19 protein-coding genes and 2 tRNA genes are annotated in these 23,463 nt (G+C 57.2%); 16 read left to right on the top strand and 5 right to left on the bottom strand.

Going from position 1 to position 23,463, the window contains the following annotated elements; all coding sequences use genetic code 11:
- Positions 1-158: 158 nt before the first annotated feature.
- Positions 159-2,216 carry a transporter substrate-binding domain-containing protein gene (locus tag Q672_RS32290; protein WP_022986671.1) on the top strand — a complete coding sequence of 686 codons (2,058 nt, stop codon included), beginning with the start codon at positions 159-161 and terminating at the stop codon, positions 2,214-2,216.
- Positions 2,217-2,292: 76 nt separating this feature from the next.
- Complete coding sequence (locus Q672_RS32285; RefSeq protein WP_022986670.1) at positions 2,293-2,580, top strand: hypothetical protein; 288 nt, start codon at positions 2,293-2,295, stop codon at positions 2,578-2,580.
- 86 nt (positions 2,581-2,666) lie between these two features.
- On the opposite strand, the gene Q672_RS32280 is transcribed toward Q672_RS32285, so the two are convergent.
- The gene (locus Q672_RS32280; protein ID WP_022986669.1) at positions 2,667-3,605 is read right to left on the bottom strand and encodes an alpha/beta fold hydrolase; all 939 of its coding nucleotides are present in this window, start codon (positions 3,603-3,605) and stop codon (positions 2,667-2,669) included.
- Between the two features lie 74 nt (positions 3,606-3,679).
- Here Q672_RS32280 and Q672_RS32275 point away from each other — a divergent pair, with 74 nt between their 5' ends.
- From Q672_RS32275 to Q672_RS32235, 9 genes are all read left to right on the top strand, one after another.
- Positions 3,680-4,318: a hypothetical protein gene (locus tag Q672_RS32275; protein WP_052017539.1), complete on the top strand. Its 639-nt coding sequence runs from the start codon at positions 3,680-3,682 to the stop codon at positions 4,316-4,318.
- Positions 4,319-4,391: 73 nt separating this feature from the next.
- On the top strand, positions 4,392-6,188 hold the full coding sequence (locus Q672_RS32270; protein ID WP_022986667.1) for a M61 family metallopeptidase: 1,797 nt from the start codon (positions 4,392-4,394) through the stop codon (positions 6,186-6,188).
- Between the two features lie 105 nt (positions 6,189-6,293).
- The gene (hrpA, locus tag Q672_RS32265) at positions 6,294-10,178 is read left to right on the top strand and encodes an ATP-dependent RNA helicase HrpA (protein WP_022986666.1); all 3,885 of its coding nucleotides are present in this window, start codon (positions 6,294-6,296) and stop codon (positions 10,176-10,178) included.
- Positions 10,179-10,304: 126 nt separating this feature from the next.
- Positions 10,305-11,435, top strand: coding sequence for a beta-ketoacyl-ACP synthase III (locus tag Q672_RS32260; RefSeq protein ID WP_022986665.1), 1,131 nt, complete (start codon positions 10,305-10,307; stop codon positions 11,433-11,435).
- A gap of 310 nt (positions 11,436-11,745) precedes the next feature.
- Positions 11,746-12,075 carry an HvfA family oxazolone/thioamide-modified RiPP metallophore gene (locus Q672_RS32255; protein WP_022986664.1) on the top strand — a complete coding sequence of 110 codons (330 nt, stop codon included), beginning with the start codon at positions 11,746-11,748 and terminating at the stop codon, positions 12,073-12,075.
- 9 nt (positions 12,076-12,084) lie between these two features.
- Complete coding sequence (locus Q672_RS32250; protein ID WP_022986663.1) at positions 12,085-12,933, top strand: HvfB family MNIO-type RiPP peptide maturase; 849 nt, start codon at positions 12,085-12,087, stop codon at positions 12,931-12,933.
- Entirely contained in the window at positions 12,930-13,697 is a 768-nt protein-coding gene (locus tag Q672_RS32245) for an HvfC family RiPP maturation protein (protein WP_022986662.1), read from the top strand. Before Q672_RS32250 ends, Q672_RS32245 begins: the two co-directional genes overlap by 4 nt.
- 143 nt (positions 13,698-13,840) lie before the next feature.
- Positions 13,841-14,494 (top strand): HvfX family Cu-binding RiPP maturation protein, encoded by a 654-nt coding sequence (locus Q672_RS32240; RefSeq protein ID WP_022986661.1) that lies wholly within the window; start codon positions 13,841-13,843, stop codon positions 14,492-14,494.
- 90 nt (positions 14,495-14,584) lie between these two features.
- On the top strand, positions 14,585-15,394 hold the full coding sequence (locus Q672_RS32235; protein ID WP_022986660.1) for an MlaA family lipoprotein: 810 nt from the start codon (positions 14,585-14,587) through the stop codon (positions 15,392-15,394).
- Between the two features lie 124 nt (positions 15,395-15,518).
- On the opposite strand, the gene Q672_RS32230 is transcribed toward Q672_RS32235, so the two are convergent.
- From Q672_RS32230 to dusA, 3 genes are all read right to left on the bottom strand, one after another.
- Positions 15,519-15,962, bottom strand: a complete 444-nt coding sequence (locus Q672_RS32230; RefSeq protein WP_022986659.1) for a TerB family tellurite resistance protein — start codon at positions 15,960-15,962, stop codon at positions 15,519-15,521.
- A gap of 9 nt (positions 15,963-15,971) precedes the next feature.
- Positions 15,972-16,907 carry a transaldolase gene (locus tag Q672_RS32225; RefSeq protein WP_022986658.1) on the bottom strand — a complete coding sequence of 312 codons (936 nt, stop codon included), beginning with the start codon at positions 16,905-16,907 and terminating at the stop codon, positions 15,972-15,974.
- Positions 16,908-17,192: 285 nt separating this feature from the next.
- On the bottom strand, positions 17,193-18,176 hold the full coding sequence (dusA, locus tag Q672_RS32220) for a tRNA dihydrouridine(20/20a) synthase DusA (RefSeq protein ID WP_022986657.1): 984 nt from the start codon (positions 18,174-18,176) through the stop codon (positions 17,193-17,195).
- Positions 18,177-18,339: 163 nt separating this feature from the next.
- On the opposite strand from dusA, the gene Q672_RS32215 reads away from it, so the two are divergent.
- Both Q672_RS32215 and Q672_RS32210 read left to right on the top strand, forming a co-directional pair.
- Entirely contained in the window at positions 18,340-19,821 is a 1,482-nt protein-coding gene (locus tag Q672_RS32215) for a SulP family inorganic anion transporter (RefSeq protein ID WP_022986656.1), read from the top strand.
- 14 nt (positions 19,822-19,835) lie between these two features.
- A complete protein-coding gene (locus tag Q672_RS32210) occupies positions 19,836-20,672 on the top strand; it encodes a universal stress protein (RefSeq protein ID WP_022986655.1) in 837 nt (278 codons plus the stop codon).
- A 105-nt stretch (positions 20,673-20,777) separates the two neighbouring features.
- Here Q672_RS32210 and Q672_RS32205 read toward each other — a convergent pair whose 3' ends face one another.
- Positions 20,778-21,311, bottom strand: a complete 534-nt coding sequence (locus tag Q672_RS32205; protein ID WP_022986654.1) for a DUF4399 domain-containing protein — start codon at positions 21,309-21,311, stop codon at positions 20,778-20,780.
- A 181-nt stretch (positions 21,312-21,492) separates the two neighbouring features.
- Here Q672_RS32205 and gltX point away from each other — a divergent pair, with 181 nt between their 5' ends.
- The 3 genes from gltX to Q672_RS32190 all read left to right on the top strand — a co-directional run bounded on the left by gltX (position 21,493) and on the right by Q672_RS32190 (position 23,449).
- Complete coding sequence (gltX, locus tag Q672_RS32200; protein WP_022986653.1) at positions 21,493-22,977, top strand: glutamate--tRNA ligase; 1,485 nt, start codon at positions 21,493-21,495, stop codon at positions 22,975-22,977.
- Positions 22,978-23,292: 315 nt separating this feature from the next.
- A tRNA-Ala gene (locus tag Q672_RS32195) sits at positions 23,293-23,368 on the top strand.
- 5 nt (positions 23,369-23,373) lie between these two features.
- Positions 23,374-23,449, top strand: a tRNA-Glu gene (locus tag Q672_RS32190).
- Positions 23,450-23,463: the final 14 nt, after the last annotated feature.

The raw sequence follows: 23,463 nt of genomic DNA, 5'->3' as shown, positions 1-23,463 counted from the left end.
TTTGGCGGCGGGCTTTTATCGTATGGGTAGGGGATTTCGTCCTTTCCCATTTGCGCTGGCCCTCGGAGGCGCTACCCTGAGCTTGAGGTAGAAGACAATCCGGGGGAGTAATGCATAAGGTTCTACAATGCTGCCTGTGTATATGCGCAGGGTTACTGATGGCATGTGACTCAAGTGAGCCGGAGGTGGGGGAGGCTGTTGCCAGTTTCAAAAACTATCAAGAGACCGGTGATCTGGATGCCTTGCGTGAGCATGGCTATATCCGGCTTCTGGCGCCTCGCTTCGACGATCCAGCCGGACTGCCCCGTGACGGGATTCCTGCCAGCCAATATCAGGTCCAGGCTGAAGCCTTTGTGGAGAGCCTCGGCTTGCAACCGCGTTGGGTCTATGCCGACAATTTTGATGAGCTGGGTGCCCTTTTGAATGCCGGTGATGCAGATATCATTGTCACCAACTATTCGGTCACCAAATCACGCCAAAAAACTCTCGCCTTTTCCACGCCGATCAATGCGGTGCAAGAGAAACTGGTGCTACCAGCCAGTCGCAGTGGCCAAACACTGGCCGAGATGGAATCACTGGTCATTTCTGTCCCGCAAGGCAGCGCCTATCAAGAAACCGCAGAAAAGCTGGCTAAACGCCATTCTCATGTCCAGATCGAGGTCCTCGACGGTAATCTGTCCGATGAAGATCTGGTGCAATCAGTAGAATCTGGTGAGCTGGCTTCGACAATAATCGATAGCAATATGCTGGATATCCTGCTGACAGAAGGGGGAGAGGTGGTTGCAGGGCCGGTGGTTAACCGAAAGCGGAGAATCGCCTGGGCAGTACGCCCCTCCAGTGAACAGTTACTGGCAGAAATCAACCAGTACATAACCAGCGAGCGAGTCACCAGTTCACTGGCGCAGCCGGTTACCCGAGACTGGGAAGCGATACGTAAGAACAGTGTCCTCAGAGTGATCACCTCCAATAATCCCGCCAGCTATTTTATGTGGCGCGGCGAGTTAATGGGTTTTGATTACGATCTGATCAAGAACTTTGCCAAGCAACATAAACTTCGCCTGAGTGTAGTGGTGCGGGATACTCCTTCTGCCATGTTCAGCGCCTTGCAGGCGGGGGAGGGGGATGTCATCGCGGCATCCATGACGGTGACCCCGGAACGGGAAAAGGCCGGCTGGCTCTTCTCAGAGCGCTATCTGGATATTAATGAGCAGCTAATTGGTCCAGCAGGGCAAGGGTCCTTCACCAGTCTTGATCAATTGGCCGGAAAAACCGTCGCGGTAAATCCCGAAACGGCTTACTACGATACCCTCAAAGCCCTGCAGAAGGGGGGGCTGAATTTCACTATAGAAGCCGTCGAGGGAGCAAGTACAGAAATGCTGATAGACGCTGTGGCCAGTGGCGAATATGCGCTCACCATGGCAGACAGTCATCTGGCTGCCATGGAAGCCACCTACCGCGACGACATTGAGGTGTTGTATCAATTCGAGCCTGCCAAGCAAATCGCCTGGGGCCTGCGGCAAGAGCAGAGAGGGCTGCGGAAGGCGTTGAACAGCTATATTCGCAAGCACTATCGGGGTTTGTTTTACAACGTCACGTATAACCGCTATTTCAAGGAAAAGAAAACTATCCGGACGCATCAGGAATACCGGGTTGAAGCCGGGCGGGACATCTCTCCCTATGATGAGTTGGTGAAAACAGAGTCCCTGAAGTATGGACTGGATTGGCGACTGATTACTTCCCAGATGTATCAGGAGAGCCATTTCAATCCCAAGGCCCGCTCGTTCGCTGGTGCACAGGGGTTGTTGCAAGTCATGCCTCGCACCGGTCGCCAGTTTGGCTACAGCAATTTGACCAAGCCTGAGAATGGTGTCGGTGCAGGGCTGGCGTATATGGACTGGCTTGAGCAGCGTTTTCCCGCGCGTCTTGATTTGGCTGAGAAGCTGTATTTTACGCTTGCGGCGTACAATGCAGGCCATGGTCATGTAGAGGATGCGCGTCGATTGGCTCAGCGTATTGGTAAAGACCCTGACAAGTGGTTTGGTCACACCGAAAGCGCCATGCTTCTGCTTGCCAAACCACAATATGCACGGCAAGCGCGCTACGGCTATGTAAGGGGCGCCGAGCCGGTAAAATATGTGCGCCAGATCAAGAATCGCTATCTGGGTTATGTGGCGGTACTTGATCCGGCTCAGGGTGAGCCTGCAGTTTCACAGTGATTTTACATTGCTGCCATGGAAATGCTGCGGATCCCCCCCATGATCAGGGGTACCCATTCATTGAAAGGAGTTTGTGATGGATCGCAATACTTTCATCGAAAAAGTGAAAGGCAAGCTGGACGAACTGGATAACGAGTTCGACAAATTGCAGATTAAGGCTGACAAGGCCGGCGAAGATGTACGCCATCAGTGGGAAAGCCGCAAACTGGAGCTGAAAGAAAAGCGCCAGGAGTTGCAATCCCGCCTGGATGAAGTGCGTAATGACAGCAATGCACGCTGGGAAGAGGTGAAGGACAGCGTGGAGAAGACCTGGGACAGCACAGTTGCAGGCCTCAAGGACATCAAGAACAGCTTGTTCGACTAACGAATCAAGTCTTTCGCCGCAACAAAAAACGGGCCATCAGGCCCGTTTTTTTTGGCTGGCCTATTCTCGCCACTGGACGGGAAGTTTCAGTTTCCCAGCCCTTCCAACCGTTCCAGCCACTCTCCAATCGCTTGATGGACCTCATCGCGGCACTCGTCATTGAGGATTTCATGCCGTCCTGTAGGCCAGAAGTGCGCTTTTACCGGTTGCTCCATGGCGTGCAACACGTTTTCCAGTGCCATCATTCCCTTACCCATATTGCTCATGGGATCGGCTTCTCCTCCGAGGAGCAGCACGGGGAGGGCTTCGGGAAGCTCGGAAAGTGACGCAACACTGTGCACCTGACGCAGGCCCTGCACCAGCTGCAGCCAGGTTTCGGTACTGCAGTCAAAGCCGCACAGCGGGTCTTCAATGTAGGCGTTGACCTCGGCGGGCTCTGCACTAAGCCAGTCAAAATCGGTTGCTGGTTCAGGGACCTGGCCAGCCCAGGTGCCGAAGGTCATTTTGCGAATCAACGGGCTGCTGCCGCGGCCGCCGTTGCGGATTCGCGCCAGCCGGATGGGAAGCTGCATCAGACGGTAATAGACTCCGGGGTGATAATCGCTGCCGCACAGGATCAGGCCGGCCAGCGATTGTGCCGTTTCCGTTTCTGCCACGGCCAGCGCGATGAATGAGCCCATGCTATGACCGCCAAGCACGCACGGCAGGCCGGGGTGGCGTTCGCGGGCGAGAGCAACCACATCTGCCGCATCGTTGACGACGTTTTGCCACCCGTGGTGATCGCCAAAGTGGCCTTGGGAGCAGTGGTCAGCGATGCTTTGACCGTGGCCCCGATGATCCGGGCAATACAGGTGCCAACCCCGATTGTTCAGGTACTGCGCCAGAGCACCGTAGCGTCCACCATGCTCCGCCATGCCGTGAAGCCAGACAATCACCCCCTTGGGGACGGCCACATCGGAAGGCCAGTGGTGAATGGCTACAGTATGGCTTTCGTTGGTGGTGTGAAGCAGGCGTTCTTGGGTCATAATGTGCTCTCCGGATGCGTCGCCAGCCTGTGCGAACGCCATGGCAAGGTCAAGCAGATCTAATGAGGATGGATATGATAGCAAGAATAACAGCCCTCCTTGTGACACTGGTAAGCGCGGTTTTTCTCAGCGCCTGTGTCACTTCCCACAACACGGATGTCACCAGCTCGTCACGGGTCAAGGGCCATGCGCCCGGTGATCACGTTAACAAGGTACTGGTGATTGCGCTGGTGGATCAGCCGAATATCCGTACAGCAGTGGAGGGACGTCTGGTTGCGGCCCTTCAGGAGCGCAAGGTCGAGGCGACTGCCTCTCTGCCGGTGCTGGGTGCGGACTATGGCAAGGGCAAGGACCGTAAGGAAATGGCCGCAGACATTGCTGCCCGGGGGTATGAATCTGCCTTGGTGGTGACCCTGATCGATGTGAAAGAAGAAATGCACTACACCCAGGGCGGGATGAACTACGCCCCGGATATCGCAGTGCAGGGTGCTATGGGCCAGACTTTCTATGTGCGTCAGAGTGCCGTATACGAGCCCGGCTATTTCAGTAATGACAAGAAGTACTTCCTGGAGTCGAACCTGTACCAGCTCGACCCGGAAAAGCTATTATGGTCGGCCAAGACCACCACGGTGAACCCGGCCGATCTGGAAGCTGGCACGACCGGTGTGGCCAAGGCGGTCGTCGACCGCATGGCCAAGGATGACATGATCTGATCCAGAATCATGCATCACCAACCGGGGGCTATGCCCCCGGTTTTTGTTTGTGAAACCCTCTGCAGGAGTCCCCATGATTGAGTACCGGATTCGCCCCCTACGCCCGCAAGCGCATTTGTTCGAAGTCACGCTGACGGTGGCGAACCCGATGCCTGAGGGGCAGGCATTCAGCATGCCTGCCTGGATTCCTGGCAGTTACATGATCCGTGATTTTGCCCGTCACCTGGTCCATGTTGAAGCCAGCAGCCAGGGCGAAACCCTGCCGGTAGCCAAGGTCGACAAACAGACCTGGCAGCTGCCGCCCTGCGAGGGGCCCGTACAGATTCACTATCACGTGTATGCCTGGGACCTGTCTGTCCGGGGTGCACACCTGGACACGACCCACGGTTATTTCAATGGCACCTGCGTGTTCCTGGCACCCATGGGCCACGAAGATCAGCCCTGCGAAGTGGAGATCGAGGCCCCGGAGGGCCATGCCTATGCCGGATGGCAGGTGGCGACCGGGCTACAGCGATTGTCGGGGTCCGAACTGGACTTTGGCCGTTTTCGTGCCGATAACTATGACGCCCTGATTGATCATCCGGTGGAAATGGGGCCGTTCGATTACGCCAGCTTCGACGCTTGCGGCGTGCAGCACTGGGTGGTGCTTGCCGGGCGTCATCATGCTGATATGGCGCGGCTGTGTCGCGACCTCAAGCCGATTTGCGAACACCATATCCGCATGTTCGGCGAGCCGGCGCCCATGGACCGGTACGTGTTCATGACGTTGGTTACGGGCAATGGTTATGGTGGCCTGGAGCATCGCAATTCCACCAGTTTGATGTGTGCCCGGGACGACCTGCCCAAACGCACGGATGATCCGGCCAAGGTGCGCGAGGGCTATCGCAACTACCTGGGTTTGTGCAGCCACGAGTACTTTCATACCTGGAACGTGAAGCGCATCAAGCCGGCTGCATTCACCCCGTTCGATCTCTCACAGGAAGTGCACACCGAACTACTGTGGGCGTTTGAAGGCATCACCAGCTATTACGATGACCTGTCACTCACGCGCACAGGACGGATTTCGCCGCAGAGCTATCTTGAACTGCTGGGGCAGACCATGACCCGTGTCTACCGCGGACAAGGCCGTCACCGGCAGACAGTGACAGAGTCCAGCTTTGACGCCTGGACCCGCTTCTACAAGCAGGACGAGAATGCGCCCAACGCCATCGTCAGCTATTACACCAAAGGTTCCCTGGTGGCACTGGCGCTTGACCTGACCCTGCGAAACCTCACCGGTGAGAAAAAGTCTCTGGATGATCTGATGCGCCTGCTGTGGGAGCGCTATGGAAAAACCGGTGAGGGTGTGCCTGAACAGGGCATTCAGCCGCTGGCAGAAGATATTGCGGGTTGCGATATGTCAGGCTTTTTTGAGCAGGTCTTGTATAGCACCGAAGATTTGCCCCTGTCAGAAATGCTGGCCGAGCGTGGGGTGGAATTGCACTGGCGCAGTGCTGCCGGGCATGGCGATAACGGCGGCAAGCTGGGCAAGGACGGTATCCCCAATCTGGGGGTGCGTTTGTCGGCAGACCCGCTCGGCGCGCGGATCGCGGTGGCATTCGAGCAGGGTGCTGCCATGGCAGCAGGTTTGTCTGCCGGGGATATCATTATTGCGGTAGATGGCCTGCAGGCCACCGCCGCTAACATCGATAATTTGCTGGCCAATTTCCTGCCCGGCGAAACAGTGGAATTGCATGCATTCCGCCGTGATGAATTGATGACTTTCCAGGTCAAGGTGAGCCCCAGCGAACCGAGCACCGCCTACCTGACCATTGCCAAGGGCGGGCTGACCGAGAAAGGGAAGGCGTGGCTGCATGTTAGTGAAAAGTGAACAGTTAACAGTGAATAGTCCAAACCTGACGTCGCGGGTGCAGCCGTGCTGTCATCACTGTGCGTGTTCGCGCGCTGTCAACTGTTAACTATTCACTGTTCGCTCATGCCTCTGAACTCGTTGTACACCCAGCTTAAAACCGTCCGCCAGGCCGATCGCTTTCGTTTGAAAAAGCGCATCGATGGTCTGGCGCGTTTGCCGGTGGAAAAGCGCAGTGCCAAGGCGGTGGAGAATGTCGCGCTGGCGATAGCGGCGTCTGTTGCCAACCGTGAACAGCGGTTGGCCGCCGTGCCCGTTCTCGAATGGCCAGACCTGCCGGTGGTGGCGAGCCGGGAAGAGATCAAGGCGGCGATTCGTGATCATCAGGTGGTGGTGATTGCCGGGGAAACCGGTTCCGGGAAAACCACCCAGCTGCCCAAGATTTGTCTGGAATTGGGCCGGGGGGTAGAGGGCACCATCGGGCATACCCAGCCACGACGTCTTGCCGCCCGTGCGGTGGCCAGCCGGGTTGCTGAAGAGTTGAAATCCCCTCTGGGCTCCACGGTGGGGTTCAAGGTCCGTTTTGCCGAGCAAGTCAGTGACACCAGCCTGATCAAGGTGCTTACCGACGGTATGCTGCTCAACGAGATTCAGCAGGACCGTTTCCTCAACCAGTACGACACGTTGATCATTGATGAGGCTCACGAACGCAGCCTCAATATCGATTTCCTTCTCGGTTACTTAAAACAATTGCTGCCACGTCGTACGGACCTGAAGGTGATCATCACCTCCGCCACCATCGACCATGCCCGTTTTGCCGAGCATTTCGCGGGGGCACCGGTTCTGGAAGTGTCTGGACGGACGTATCCGGTAGAGATGCGTTACCGGCCCCCCGGCGACGGGCAGGAACTGTCCCGGCAGGTGGAAGAGGTGCTGCAGGAGATCCAGCGGGAAGAGCGGCAACAGGGGCTACCCCTGGCCCGTGATGTGCTGGTGTTCCTCGCCGGTGAGCGTGATATTCGCGATGTGCACCATCATCTGAAACATTGCGAGTTCAGGGATACCGAAATACTGCCGTTGTATGCCCGCCTGAGCCAGGCAGAGCAACACCGTATTTTCAGCGCCCATCGGGGGCGCCGGGTGGTGCTGAGCACCAATGTGGCGGAAACCTCCCTGACGGTGCCGGGCATTCGTTATGTGATTGATGCCGGTACAGCACGCATTAGCCGTTACAGCGTACATTCCAAGGTGCAGCGGTTGCCGGTGGAACCGGTAAGTCAGGCCAGCGCCAACCAGCGGGCAGGGCGCAGTGGGCGAATCATGCCGGGTATCTGCTTCCGGCTTTATAGCGAAGAAGACTTCGTTGGCCGTCCTGAATTTACCGATCCTGAAATCCAGCGGACCAATCTGGCTGCGGTGATTTTGCAGATGGCGGATCTGCGGCTGGGCAAGGTAGAAGACTTTCCTTTTATTGAGCCGCCGGATGGCCGCCTTATCCGTGACGGTTACCGCATGCTGGATGAGTTGGGCGCGCTCACCCCGCAGCAGTCCCTGACCCCGCTGGGGCGGCAACTTGCCCGTTTCCCGCTGGACCCAACCCTTGGCCGGATGCTGGTCGCGGCTGCGGATCGCAAGGTGCTGCGCGAAGCGCTGATTGTGGTATCCGCACTGGGGGCACAGGACCCGCGTGAGCGCCCGCATGACAAGCAGCAGCAGGCTGACCAGGCGCATCAGCCGTTTACCGACAAGCAGTCGGATTTCCTGTTCTACGTGAAATTGTGGCACTGGGCTGAACAGCAGCGTGAGGCGCTGAGCCGCAATCAGTATGAAAAGCTGCTGAAGAAGCATTTTCTGTCGCCCACCCGCATGCGGGAATGGCGCGACACTCACCGCCAGCTGTTGTTGCTTTGCAAGGAGCAGGGCTGGGAGCTGAACAAGGTGACTGACAATGACTCTGGTGTAGACGACGGGATCTATGGGCCACTGCATCAGGCACTGTTGAGCGGGCTGGTGTCCAACGTGATGCAGCGAACGGAAGAGGGCGAGTGGCTCTCTACCCGTAACCGTAAACCTCTGGTATGGCCGGGCTCCAGCCTGTCAAAAACCAAGGCCCGCTGGCTGATGGCGGCAGAACAGGTAGAAACCAGTCGGTTATTCGGCCGCACGGTCGCGCGGGTTGAACCGGAATGGGTAGAGGCTGCTGCGGCACACCTCATTAAACGCCAGTATTTCGAACCCCATTGGTCGAAGAAACGCGGCTGTGCCATGGCCAAGGAACAGGTCAATCTGTTCGGTCTGATTCTGGCCAGTGGTCGCCGGGTGAACTACGGCCCGATCCAGCCACAGGAGTCCCGTGAGTTACTGATTCGTGAGGGGTTGGTCATGGGGCAGCTGACCCGTGAGCCGCCGTTCGTGCGTGCCAACCGAGAGTGTTACCAGGCCCTGGAAGCCATGGAGCACAAGCTACGCCGCCGTGACATCCTGGTGGACGAAGACGCCCGTGTGGCGTTCTACGACGAGCGCTTGCCCGATACGGTCAATACCGTCGCCGGGCTGATGAGCTGGTACAACAAAAAGGCCAGCGATCAACAGAAGCAAGCGCTACTGATGGATGAGGACTTCCTGCTGTCACGCAGCCCGGATCTGGCCGACGGTCAGTTCCCCGATGTCCTGGCTCTGGGGGAGATTTCGCTGCCTCTGGAATACAGCTTCGACCCCACCGGGGACCGCGATGGGGTGTCACTGGTGGTGCCTCTGGCCGTGCTCAATCAGGTGCCGGAGGCGCGGCTCGACTGGTTGGTGCCCGGGTTGCTCAAGGAAAAGCTGGAAGCCCTGATTCGTGCCTTGCCCAAGTCTCGCCGTCGTCATTTTGTGCCCGTGCCCGATTATGTGGCGGCCCTGATGGACACCCTGACGCCGGATGAGCCCTTGTTGCCGGCGATGACGCGCGAGCTGCAACGCATGAGCGGGGTGCGCATCGAGCTGGAAGAATGGCAGGTGGACGGGCTGTCTGATCACCTGCGGATGATGGTACGGGTGGTCGACAGGCTGGAGGGCAAGGCCAAGACCCTCGCCCAGGGGCGCAGTCTGTCCGAGGTCAACGCGCGGCTGGATGGGGTCCGTGCTGAGCTTCCCGAGCCAGAAACCGAGGCGCCGCCCTTGTCCGGGCAGGAGTGGCTCTTTGGCCCCTTGCCGGAAACCGACCTGCGGGAGCTTGGTGGGATGACGCTGCGGCGTTATCCCGCCCTGGCGGATGAAAAGGACACCGTAACACTGCGTTATCTGGATGACCCGGCGCTGGCCATCTGGACCCATCGCTGGGGCTGCGCCCGGTTATTGGGCTTCAAGTTGTCTGTTCAGCTTCGCGATCTGCGCAAGCAGGCGTCGCAGATGCCAGGGTTCCAGAAACTCAAGAGCGAAAAAGGCGCGATGGCACGTCATGCGCTGGACCATGCGCTGTCGCGATTGCTGGCTGAGCATTTTCGTCTTGATGAACCGGTGCGTGATGAGGCCGCGTTCAAGGCCCGGCTGGATGCCCACCGAGGGGATTTCGTGCCCTGGGCCAGTGAACAGTTGGCCGGCATCGGTCAGGTCTTCGATCAGTACCGCCAACTGATGGGCAAGCTTGAGAAAAACTTCCCGCTGGCCTGGGCCCATGCTCACCGGGACCTCAAGGATCAGTTTGCGGAACTGTTTGGCGACGCATTCCTGTTGGAGGTGCCCTGGGAGAGTCTGCAGGAGTACCCTCGCTATCTGGCAGGCATCGCGCATCGGCTGGACAAGCTGGGAGGGCAGATTGGCAAGGATCGCACTGTGACGGCGGAGCTGGAGGCATACCGCAAACAGTACCGGACCCGTGCTGCCGGGGCGCCATTATGGCAGCAGGCCCCCCCGCTTCAGCACTTTTTCTGGATGCTGCAGGAGTACCGGGTCAGCGTGTTTGCCCAACAGCTTGGGACGCAGGTACCGGTTTCTGCCAAGCGACTCAACAAACAATGGGAAGAATGTTGACTTTATCCGTGGGGTAAATGGCGGAACCGCCCTTTGCGCCCACGGCCCTGAATCCGGATAATCGACCCATTCCCAATTTTCCGGGGGGAGGCGGTGGCCTTCCTCTTCGAGTGCGAGGACTCGCTTGTGAGCTATTCTGTTGTCATTTCCGGGACCGGCCTGTGGACGCCGGAGCAGATCATTACCAATGATGAATTGGTGGCATCTTTCAACCAGTATGTTGAGCGTTTCAATGCCGAAAACGCAGATGCCATTGCAGCAGGTGAAGTCGCCGCGCTGGATCCGTCCAACTCTGCGTTTATCGAGAAAGCTTCCGGAATCAAGCAGCGCCATGTGATCAACAAGAGTGGTGTGCTGGATCCGGATCGCCTGGCGCCCAGTATTCCGGAACGTGCCGATGACGAGCTTTCCCTTCAGGCTGAAATTGCTGTTAATGCAGCGAAACAGGCGCTGGAAAATGCCAACCTGACCGCCAACGACCTGGATGCTGTGCTGGTGGCCTGTTCCAATATGCAGCGCCCGTATCCGGCCATGGCCGTGGAAGTTCAGGATGCGCTCGGTATGCAGCATGGCTGGGGCTATGACATGAATGTGGCCTGTTCCAGTGCTACCTTCGGTATTCAGGCTGCTGTTGATGCCATTCGTAATGGCAGTGCTCGGCGTGTGCTGATGGTAAACCCGGAAATCTGTTCTGCACATCTGGCCTGGGAAGACCGTGATTGCCATTTCATCTTTGGTGACGTGGCCACGGCTGTGATTCTGGAGCGCCAGGAAGACGCTACCTCTGACAACCAATGGGAAGTGCTCGGTACCCGCCTTCAGACCAAGTTCTCCAGCAATATCCGCAACAATTTCGGCTTTCTCAACCGTGCGGACGAGACTGGAGTCGGGGCCCGGGACAAGCTGTTCCGTCAGGAAGGACGCAAGGTCTTCAAGGAAGTCTGTCCCATGGTGGCAGAGCAAATTACTTCTCATCTGGCTGATACCGAGATTGCGGTGGGTACCGTTAATCGTATGTGGCTGCATCAGGCGAATCTGAGCATGAATGAACTGATCGCCAAACGTGTTCTGGGGCGGCCCGCCACCCGTGAAGAGGCCCCGGTCATTCTTGATGATTACGCCAACACCAGTTCTGCAGGCTCTATTATCGCTTTCCACAAATACAACGGAGATCTCCCCGCTGGCAGCCACGGCGTAATCTGCTCGTTTGGCGCTGGGTACTCCATTGGCAGTGTGATTGTGAACCGCATCAAGTAAGTAAGCGCAGCTGCAACTCCGGGCTGTGCTGCGAGTCACGAGTGACGATAAACGAACATCATCCCCTGATGCTGGTCACTCGTGACTCGGAAATCGGTACTCCATGCCCCCCTTGAGCACAGCCCCGGGGCTGCTCCTTCATGTTTTCCTCAAATTAATGGCCTTTCTTCCGTAACGTTTACCTCTTGGTTGCATCTCTATATTGTCTGGTACAGGCGCTACATAAATAAACGCCTGAACCGTTGCCCCAAATGCCTTCCGGCCCGGGGGATGGTGTCGGACATTCAATAATGACGTATGGAGACTCAAGATGGCTAAGCTGACCAAACTGAACCCCCTTGCAGCGACTGTAGGTGCTGCTGTTATCGCCAGTGCCATGGCTGCTCCGGTAGCCACTGCTGCAGAGAATCCCTTTGCCGCTTCTGACCTGAATGCCGGATATCAGTTGGCTGGACACCACGCAGAAGGCAAGTGTGGCGAAGGCAAATGCGGTGAAGACAAAGGTGCAGAAGGGAAATGTGGTGAAGGCAAGTGCGGTGAAGATAAAGCCGCAGAAGGTAAGTGTGGCGAAGGCAAGTGTGGTGGTGACAAAGGTGGTGAAGGGAAATGTGGTGAAGGCAAGTGCGGCGGTGATGCATAGGGCTGCGCTATGATGAACCACAAGACACCAGTCTCCGGCGTGGGCCTGGGTCTTCGGCGGGCCCTGATGGGCCCGCTATCCCAAGCCGTATCTCCGCCGATTGATTTCATGGAAGTGGCACCGGAAAACTGGATTCCCATGGGGGGCCGGTTGGGTAAGGAATTCCGCAAGTTTACCGAGCGTTTTCCCTTTGTAACCCATGGCTTGAGTTTGTCGCTTGGCGGTCCGGAACCTCTCGATTTTGATCTGTTGACCTCCATTAAGACGTTTCTTCGCGAACACGATATTCGCCGTTATACCGAGCACCTGAGCTATTGCAGTGATCATGGTCATCTCTACGACCTGATGCCCATCCCCTTCACAGAAGAGGCCGTACATTATGTGGCCGATCGCGTGCGTCAGGTGCAGGATTTTCTCGAGCAGCCCATCGGAATTGAGCATGTCAGTTACTACGCGGCACCGGGTGCTCAAATGTCAGAGCTGGAGTTCGTGAATGCTGTGTTGGAAGAGGCGGACTGTGAGCTTTTGCTGGATGTCAACAACGCCTATGTGAACAGTATCAATCATGGTTATGACCCGAAAAACTTTATTAGTGGTTTGCCTGGTGAGCGTATTTGCTATGTGCACATCGCAGGGCACTTTGATGAAGCCGATGATCTGAAAGTGGATACCCATGGTTCAGCTGTTATTGATCCGGTATGGGCATTGCTGGAGCATGCTTACCGGGAGTTTGGTGTACTCCCTACCTTGTTGGAAAGGGATTTCAACTTTCCAGGTGAAGATGAGTTGTTTGGCGAGCTAAAAGAGATCGCTCGCCATCAGAAACGGCATGCTACCAGGGAGCGTAAACTGGGATGAGTGACGCTGATTTCCAGCGCCTTCAGCGCGTCTTCGCCGATCACCTGCGTAACCCGGATACCCGCCCCGCGCCTGAAGGTCTTGAAGAGCGGCGTCTGGATATCTACCGCAATCTGTTTTTCAACAATGTTAACGGCTTTATCCAGCAGGGTTTTCCTGTCTTGTTTTCGTTACTGAGTCCTGGCCGGTGGCAGAGATTGGTGCGGGGTTTCTTTGAATCGCATGCGTGTAAAACCCCCTATTTTGTAGAAATTCCCCAAGAATTTGTCAGTTACCTCGCTACAGGGGCAGGGGATGAAGAGGGAGATCCGCCCTTCCTGCTTGAGCTGGCACATTACGAATGGATGGAGCTGGTTCTGGATGCGTCGACAGAATCGTTTCCCGAAGCAGGAATCCAGCCTGAGGGCGATTTGCTTCGCGCAATTCCGAGACTCAGTCCACTCCATGCCGTACTGTCTTATCACTTTCCCGTCCACAAAATCTGTACCGAGTTCCAGCCCGACCGACCTTTGCCGCAGCCTGTGTGGTTACTGATTTACCGTAATCGTGAAGATCAGGTGCGATTTATGGAGATAAATGCACCTACTGCCAGATTGTTGCAACTCATCGCTGAAAATCCTGCGCTGACAGGAATCGAAGTGGTGGGCCAGCTCGCAGGGGAAATGCAGTTTGACGAAGACAAACTGGCAGAATTTTCTCACGGCATTCTGCAACAAATGCGCGAACGCGACATCCTTATAGGGACAACACTGAAAAGCTGTTAAGGGGCTTTTCCATAGCACCTTGTTTCAGCCTAAACGCCCTTTTCGCTGTGCCATAGTACCGTGTGATTTTCAGGTCTGTTGTGATTTGACTGTTCATGCCTGCATGGCTCGTGCAAACGTATTATTCCTGATGGAGAGCCCCTATGCTTGCCCTGATGAAAAAAATTCATTACGCCCTGAATACTGCACGCATAGCAGATTTTCTTGCGCCTTTGGCGCTGCGCCTTTTTCTGGCACCGGTAATGATCAGTGCCGGGTATAACAAGGCCGTGAGCTTCGACAGCACCGTTGCCTGGTTTGCCAACCCTGACTGGGGATTGGGATTGCCTTTTCCAGCGCTGTTGGCCTTCCTGGCTACCGCTACGGAGTTGGTGGGTGGCTTGCTGCTCCTGATCGGGCTGCTGACCCGTTATGTATCCATCCCGCTCATGTTCACCATGGTGGTAGCGATGGCCACAGTCCATTGGCCGCATGGCTGGTTTGCTATCGCGCCGGGTAACCCTGCTACCAGCACGGCCCTGCCGTTGGCGAAGTTAGGCATCCCTGCCGCACAGGCGAGTCTTGAGAACAGTGAAGAGGTGGGAAAACGACTAAGCCGTGCCAGGCAGATTCTGAGAGAGAATGGTAATTATGAATGGCTGACAGAGAAGGGCGGTCTGGTGATTCTCAACAATGGTATCGAATTCGCCATGACCTACTTCATTATGCTGCTGGTATTGTTCTTCCAGGGCGCAGGCCGATTTTTGAGTGTGGATTACTGGATTGAGCGCTGGCTGGCTCCCGGAGTGAATGTGTAAAACCTGTCAGAGTTGCGTAACCCCGGGCGGGTTTCCCTGTTCCCGGGATAGACAGGGCCGCTATAATGCGGCGTTTGAATTGATTTCCGGATGGCTAAGCCTCCGGTTACCGGGGTGTTTGTGCGCTACCTGCTACTAACAATACTGCTGAGCCTGCCAGTGCTGGTGACAGCGGAAGAAGAGGATGACTGGGGTGAGGCCACTACGGCGTTTGACGCGCCGGCGGGGCAGAACCAGTACGCCGACCCTTGGGAGAACATGAACCGCAAGGTATTCGCGTTCAATGAGTTTCTCGATACCTACGGCTTGAAACCTGTAGCAAAGGGGTACCAGAAAGCCACCCCGCAGTGGATGGACGATACCATCACCCGCTTTTACGAGAATCTGCGGGACTTTCGCAGCGGCCTTAACAGCGTGCTGCAATGGCGCTGGAATCATGTCGGTCAAAACTGGGGCCGTTTCGCGGTCAATAGTACCCTGGGTATTGGTGGGCTGTTCGATGTGGCCAGCAAGGTGAACCTGCGAAAGCATGACACGGATCTGGGGCTGACGTTTGCGCGTTGGGGTATTCCTGAAGGCCCCTATCTGGTACTTCCTTTCTTCGGGCCTTCTACTGGCAGGGATGCGGCAGCCATCTGGCCAGAGGATTACATGCGGCTCAGACACTATATTGATCATGACCTCACCCGGCACAGTTTCACCGCCGTTTATGTGGTTGATCTCAGGGCCGATTTACTGGATCTGGAACGTACTATCGTCGGTGATCGTTACACGTTCATCCGCAACGCCTACCTGCAGCGCCGCCGCTTCGAATCCGGCGACCGACCCTCCCTGCGTTTCCCGGATATCGAACAACGGGACTTGGAGCTGGAAAGTGAGTATGAGGAAGATGGCTGGTAGGTCGAGTTAACAGTTAACAGTGCGCGGTTGGCGCCGTCAGGCTTTTAACGTATGAGGCCGCGCCTAAAAACTGGACGCGGCCTCATGGCTTACAGATCAAGACAAACATTGCTCGCGCAGCTGTTCACTCTTCACTGTTAACTGCCTTCATCTTCGCCCGAATATAGTCCCCATGGGACACATAAAGCAGGTCGCTGACGCGGCGGATGAGGTGTTCTTCGTGGACGTCCACGTGGCCGTCGGCGGCGGCCATGGCCCACATGTCTTCTACCAGGGCAACACGGGTTTCCGGGTCCCAGTGTTCTCGCAGGGGCAGGGTGAATTCAAACAGGTCTGTGGCCTGATCTACACGGGTTTCCAGCTCGCCAAGGATGTCGTTCATTTCCGCCGGGTCCAGTTGCCAGCGGCTTTGCACTGCCTCTACCAGGCGTGCACTTTCCTCAGCGTCGACCTTGCCGTCGGTGCGTGCCACTTCCAGTAGTAGCGCAGCGGCTGCCCGGTGCAGGTCATGCTCGGTGGTTTGCGGTGTCTGGGCGTCAGTACCAAACAGTCGATTCAGCCAGTTCAAACCGTTTCCTTATGTCAGCAGTGTTTCCAGGGCTTGCTGATCTTTGGCAAAACGGCGAATACCGTCCGCCAGAAGATCACAGGCCATGGGATCGTCGTTCATTTGCCAGCGGAAGGCGGGCTCGTTGACCGGGGTCCAGTCGCTTTCCGGTGCAACCAGTTCCGCATCCAGTACCTGAGTCAGAGTGCCATCGCGGCTGGCAAGTTCCTCCAGCAGCGCCGGGCTGATGGTGAGCTTGTCGCAACCGGCAAGGGCTTCGATCTGGTCGGCGGTGCGGAAGCTGGCGCCCATGACGATGGTTTCCAGCCCCCGGGCCTTGAAGGTGCGGTAAATTTCTCGCACGGACTGGACGCCCGGGTCGTCGTCTGCGGTGGCGATATCCATACCGCTTTTGCGGTACCAGTCGTAGATACGGCCGACAAACGGGGAAATCAGTGTGGCGCCGGCTTCCGCGGCTGCCAGTGCCTGCGCCTGATTGAAGACCAGGGTGACGTTGCAGCGTGTGCCTTCCTCTTCAAGGATTCGCACGGCCTGTATGCCTTCCCAGGTGGCCGCGATCTTGATCAGGATACGAGAGGGGTCCACATCCAGTTCCCGGTAAATGCTCATCAACCGGCGGGCTTTTTCTACGGTGGCTCGAGTATCGAATGACAGGCGTGCATCCACTTCGGTGGAGACCAGGCCGGGAACGCGCTCCAGGATGGCCTGACCCGCGAGGCAAGCACAGATATCTGTTAGCCAGTCCATTTCGCCTTTATGGCCGAGTTCTTCGCAGAGGGTTGCGGCCTGTTCCAGCAGGCCACGGTATCGTTCGTCTTTAGCGGCAGCCAGCAGCAGGGAAGGGTTGGTGGTGGCATCTTCGGGGGCCAGAGCGGCAATCATGTCGAGGTCGCCAGTATCTGCCACCAGAGAGGTCCATTGGGCAAGCTGTTCGCGTTTGTTCACGGTTTCCGTTCCTTGTGGTGTCATGCCCGGCACAGTACAGGTTCGTCATGACAGAATGCTGATTTGTCGTGCCCCGAAAGGGGCTGAGTTGAAAGTTTAAAGTTCAAAAGCGCGGTATCGATCAATGCAAGACGTGAATCGACGGAGCCGCGATTCACGTTGATTTCAGCGCGGAACTCCAGAGCTTCAGTGGCTGCTCGGCCTTTGCCTCGCGTTTCAACTTTAAACTTTCAACTGATCTCCGCGCCTGGCAATCAATTCGGCGCGACAATCGATGACTACAGGCTAAGGCAGTTGCGCCAAAGCGTCCATTAGCACTTGTGGGGTAGTGCCGGGTTTGTGCATGTTCTCGCTCAGGTGACGCCGGAACTTGCGCGCACCGGGCTCCCCCTGAAACAGGTTGAGGATATGGCGCAGGGCATGTTTGGGCGCATGGCCCAGGGCGTAACGGCGCTCGAGATAGGGCAGGAACTGCTCGGCGACTTCACGACGGCTGGGGACAGGGCGCGCATCGCCAAATACCACCTGGTCGGCGTCGGCCAGGAAATACGGGTTCTGGTAGGCCTCGCGCCCAATCATGACACCGTCCACTTCGCCCATGTGATCATGAACTTCCTGCAGGGTTTTCACTCCGCCGTTAAGGATGATCTCCATGTGTGCAAATGCCTGCTTGATTGCGTAGGCACGCTGGTAAATGAGTGGGGGAATCTCGCGGTTTTCCTTGGGCGAAAGTCCGGAGAGTATGGCCTTGCGGGCATGAATGGTGAGGCTGGTGCAGCCGGCCCGCTCAATCTGCTCCACAAATCGGAACAGGAAGTCGTAATCGTCCTGGTCGTCGATGCCGATGCGGGTCTTTACCGTGACCGGTACGGAAACGACAGCCTGCATGGTTTCCACGCATTCACCCACCAGCTCAGGTTCGGCCATGAGGATGGCGCCGATCTTGCCCTGTTGAACCCGATCTGACGGGCAACCCACGTTCAGATTAATCTCGTTGTAGCCATACTGCTCGCTGATGCGGGCGGCTTCAGCCAGTTGCCGCGGGTCACTGCCGCCCAGCTGCAGCGCGACCGGGTGCTCTTCATCATTGAATGACAGGAAACGGTCACGGTCACCATGCAGGATGGCCTGAGCCACCACCATTTCGGTGTAAAGCAGGGTATGCCGGGTGATCAGGCGTGCCAGATAGCGATAATCCCGGGTGGTCCAGTCCATCATGGGGGCCACGCTGAGGCGGCGGTCCAGGGGCTGTGGGGCGGCGTCTGTCATCAACGGCTATCGGTCGGCGAAACGGGGACGCATTGTCGCATGTTGGGGGCGTTTCGCGTAGACCTGCCGATGGCCTGCCTGTTGCGCAGGGGGCCGATCTGCTAGACTCCGCGCCCTTTCCGGGCCCGATTTGGGCCGCTTTCCAGCTTAACAGGGTTTGTCGATGATTCGTTCTATCCAGCAGGAATGGTTCAGCAACCTCCGCGGAGATTTGCTGGCCGGTACCGTGGTGGCGCTGGCGCTGATTCCGGAGGCGATCGCGTTCTCCATCATTGCCGGTGTAGACCCCAAAGTGGGGTTGTATGCCTCTTTCTGTATCGCCGTGGTGACCGCCTTTGCCGGTGGGCGACCCGGGATGATCTCTGCGGCGACTGGCGCCATGGCGCTGGTGATGGTGACGCTGGTGAAAGATCACGGTCTCCAGTACTTGCTGGCGGCTACGGTGTTGACCGGTGGGTTACAGGTTATTGCCGGTTTTCTCAAGCTTGGCAACCTGATGCGATTCGTGTCGCGCTCGGTGGTGACGGGGTTTGTGAACGCCCTGGCTATCCTGATCTTCATGGCTCAGCTGCCCGAACTGGAAGGGGTGACTTGGCACGTGTATGTCATGGTGGCGGCGGGCCTTGGCATCATTTATCTGCTGCCACTGCTGACCACCGCAGTGCCGTCACCGCTGATCTGTATCATCGTGATCACCGGGGTGGCCATGTTCCTGGGGCTGGATGTCCCTACCGTGGGCGACAAGGGTGAGCTGCCGGACAGCCTGCCGATTTTCCTGTTGCCCGACATTCCGCTGAATCTGGAAACGCTGAAAATCATCCTCCCGTACTCCCTGGCCCTGGCGGTGGTTGGTCTGCTGGAGTCCATGATGACGGCCACGATTGTGGATGACCTGACCGATACCGAGAGTGACAAGAATCGCGAATGTAAGGGGCAGGGTATTGCCAATATCGTCTCCGGTTTTCTGGGCGGCATGGCCGGTTGCGCCATGATTGGCCAGTCGGTGATTAATGTGAAATCCGGAGGGCGCAAGCGGCTCTCGACCCTGTTTGCCGGTTGCTTTCTGTTGGTGCTGGTGGTGTTTCTCGGCAAGTGGGTCTCGCAGATTCCCATGGCTGCGTTGGTGGCGGTGATGGTAATGGTCTCCATCGGCACTTTCAGCTGGGAGTCCATCACCAATATTGCCAAGCATCCGCCCAGCAGCACGATCGTGATGCTGGCCACCGTGACCGCCACCGTTGCGACCCATAACCTGGCCATCGGTGTGGGTATCGGTGTTGTGCTCAGCGCGCTGTTCTATGCCAATAAAGTGGGCCGTATTTTCTATGTGAAAGCCACGCAACATACGGATGATGGCCACCGCATGTATGAGGTGGTGGGGCAGGTGTTTTTCACCTCTGCGGACCAGTTCGTGAAGTCCTTTGATTTCAAGGAAGCCATTGATAAGGTCACCATTGATGTCCACCGCGCCCATTTCTGGGACATTACTGCCATTGGTGCACTGGACAAGGTGGTGATCAAATTCCGCCGCGAAGGGACCGAGGTCGACATTACCGGTTTGAACGAAGCCAGCGCCACGCTGGTGGACAAGTTCGGCGTACACGACAAGCCGGCAGAAGTTGAAAAACTGATGGGCGGCCACTGAGCCAGGGAGAGGACATGACTAACGTAATAGCCTGCATCGATGGCTCAACCGCGTCTGCCACGGTCTGCGACTATGCTGCCTGGGCGGCCCAGCGGCTGGATGCTCCCCTGGACCTGCTGCATGTACTGGATCATTCCCGCTACCCGGTAACCGCCGACTACAGTGGCAATCTTGCACTGGGTGGCCGCGAGCATCTGTTGCAGGAACTGGCGGATCTGGATGCTCAGCGTAACCGCCTGGCGCTTGAGCAGGGCAAGGTAATGCTCGAGGCTGCGCATGCCCGGGTGGTGGCCGCCGGCGCGAGCGAACCGTCAAGCCGTCAGCGCCATGGTGATCTGGTGGATTCGCTGGTGGAACTGGAAGACGGCATGCGCCTGCTGGTGATTGGCAAGCAAGGCGAAGAGCATAACGGCGTTGGGGCCCAGGTGGGGGACAATGTGGAGCGGGTGATTCGTGCGGTTCGTCGCCCGATCCTGGTGACCACGGGGGAGTTTTCCCCTCCGCAGACGATCATGCTGGCTTATGACGGCAGCGAGACCACCCGCAAGGGCGTCACCATGCTGGCCAACAGCCCGATGTTCAAAGGGCTGGATTGTCACCTGGTGTCAGTGGGGAAATCCGAAGACTTGCAATGGGCATCAGACAAACTGAGTGACTCAGGGCATCAGGTTACCCGTGCACAACTGGAAGGCGAGGTCGAGCCGGCATTGCATGCCTATCAGCAAAGCCACAACGTAGATCTGGTGGTGATGGGAGCCTATGGCCACTCTCGCATTCGTGAATTCTTTGTTGGCAGCACTACCAACAAGATGATTCGAGAGGCGAAGGTGCCACATTTGTTGCTGCGTTAACGGGAGGCTCCGGGTTTTGGCGTTCCAGACCAAGCCTGGACAGTGAGGATTCAGACGCATTGGCAAGATTGAAAAGGGCCTCAAGTGAGGCCCTTTTCAGGTTGTTCATTCCACCGTAATGGTGATTTCCCGGGACATTACTGCTGGATCATGGGGAATATGGCGCCAGTCACCCAACAGCAGTTGCAGAGTGTGCTCGCCGGGTTCCAGCTCCAGTGTTGTTGACGTCTGGCCTTTGCCGAAATGCACGACGTGCTCGGTGGCGGGCAGAGGCATGTCCATGGCGGGCTTTTCATCCAGATCGATCAGCAGATGATGGTGGCCACTGTTTTCCTGATCGGTGCCGGCGGGCGCAACGTCCATGCCTTCCAGGCCGAATTCAACCGTGACCGGACTGCTGACGGTGGCACCATCCTCGGGGGAGACGAAGAAAACCCTGGCGCCTTCCGGTGCCGTGCTGCGGGTAATGCCGCTAGCCTTGGGCGCCTCTGCCTCGTGTGCTGCATGTTGTTCGGGAGCAGCGGGTGCGGCAGCTTTGTTGTCTTCCCTGGCGGGCTCGGGTTGTTCGGAGCAGGCCTGCAGCAGAGTAGCGCTGGCTACCAAAGCGACCAGAACAGAACGTTGGAAAGGGATACGCATGGTCTTTTCCTTGATGACGTTGAATCCAGTGAATGGCTTGTTGTCGACAGGCAGACGTCGCAACAACGTTAACGGGAATCATTAAACTGTCACAACCATATCAGAAACCCGCCGTGCCTTGTCTATATGGTGCGTGTTTAGACAGGTATAATCCGCGCCAGTTTGCCTTATTGGAGTCCGCATGACTGTTCGCACCCGCGTTGCCCCGTCGCCCACCGGCGATCCTCACGTCGGCACCGCCTACATTGCCCTGTTCAATCGCTGCTTTGCCCAACAGCACGGTGGCCAGTTCATTCTGCGTATCGAAGATACCGATCAGACACGCTCCACCGCGGAGTCCGAGCAGATGATTCTCGATTCGCTCAAGTGGCTGGGGCTGACCTGGGACGAAGGCCCGGATGTGGGCGGCCCCCACGGTCCGTACCGCCAGAGCGAGCGCAAGGGCATGTATCGCGAGTATGCCGAGACGCTGATCGAGAAGGGGCATGCGTTCAAGTGCTATCGCACCAGTGAAGAGCTGGATGTGTTGCGCGCTGAGCTGAAAGAAAAAGGCGAGAACCGGGCGCTGAAACCGCAGGATCTGGAATTGCCTGCCGACGAGCAGGCCAAACGCGAGGCGCAGGGTGCGCCCTACGTGATCCGCATGCGCGTACCGGTGGACGGCCGCTGCGAGATCGAGGATATGTTGCGCGGTACGGTGGAACTGGATTGGGCCCTGGTGGATGCGCAGATCCTGCTCAAGTCCGATGGCATGCCTACCTATCATCTGGCCAATATCGTCGATGATCACCTGATGGAAATCACTCACGTGATCCGTGGTGAAGAGTGGCTCAACTCCGCCCCCAAACACAAACTGTTGTACCAGTACTTTGGTTGGGATATGCCGGTGCTGTGCCATATGCCGCTGCTGCGGAATCCGGATAAGTCCAAGCTCAGCAAACGCAAGAACCCCACCAGCATCCTGTTCTATCAGCGCATGGGCTATCTGCCGGAAGCGCTGGTGAATTACCTCGGCCGCATGGGATGGTCCATGCCGGATGAGAGCGAGAAGTTTTCACTGGCGCAAATGCAGGACGCCTTTGATATTCAGCGGGTGTCTCTGGGTGGTCCGGTATTCGATGTGGAAAAACTGAGCTGGCTCAACGGCCAGTGGCTGCGCGATCAGAGTGATGAGCAGTTTCTGGATTCCCTGCTGAGTTGGGCATACAACCGCGATTACGCCATGAAGATCATTCCCCACCTGCGTCAGCGTGTAGAGACGCTGTCCGAAGTGGCGGACAAGGCGGCATTCTGTTTCAACGGTATGCCGGCCATTAGCGAGGCGAGCTTCGAACACAAACAGTACACCGCGGATGACATGAAAGTGTGGCTGCAATATCTGCTGTGGACCTATGAAGCGCGCAGTGACTGGCAGCGTGATGGCCTGTTTGCGGACGCAAAGGCCATCGCCGATGCACTCGAGGTGAAGATCAAGGACTTCCTGTTCCCGGTATTCATTGCCATAGCGGGCACCAGTGCCAGCTTCTCGGTGGTGGATTCCATGGAGATCATTGGCTCCGATGTGAGTCGCGCGCGCTTGCGTAATGCCATCGAGGTGTTGGGCGGGGTGTCCAAGAAGCAGATGAAGAAGCTGGAGAAGGCGTACCGGGACCTGCCGGTGGGTTGAGGCTTGACGGTAGGAGCGTCGCTGGCGGCGCGATCACCATAGTGGCGAGTTGCGAGAAGCGAGTTTCGAAGAGCAAAAACGTATTTCTCGCGGAAAGGTTTTCGTAACTCGCTGCTGAGGTTGGGCTATCGCGCCGCCAGCGACGCTGCTACGGCTGAGGTGGTGAATTTCGCCCAGTTTTTCAGCAGCTTGCCCAGAATGTAGCCAAACGGACTTCATTCTGAAAAAAACCACTTGATGTCGCTTGACAGGTTGGGGGTGGCCGGTAGAATACGCCGCACCAACCGGGACGCATCGTGTTCCATTGGTGACTCTGGGGCTATAGCTCAGCTGGGAGAGCGCAACACTGGCAGTGTTGAGGTCAGCGGTTCGATCCCGCTTAGCTCCACCAAACACGTCCCCTTCGTCTAGTGGCCCAGGACACCGCCCTTTCACGGCGGTAACAGGGGTTCGACTCCCCTAGGGGACGCCACATAAAGAAGCCTC

The sequence above is a fragment of the Alcanivorax sp. P2S70 genome, from assembly GCF_000475295.1.
GTDB lineage: Bacteria > Pseudomonadota > Gammaproteobacteria > Pseudomonadales > Alcanivoracaceae > Alcanivorax > Alcanivorax profundi.
This window is presented reverse-complemented; position numbering and strand designations above follow the sequence as displayed.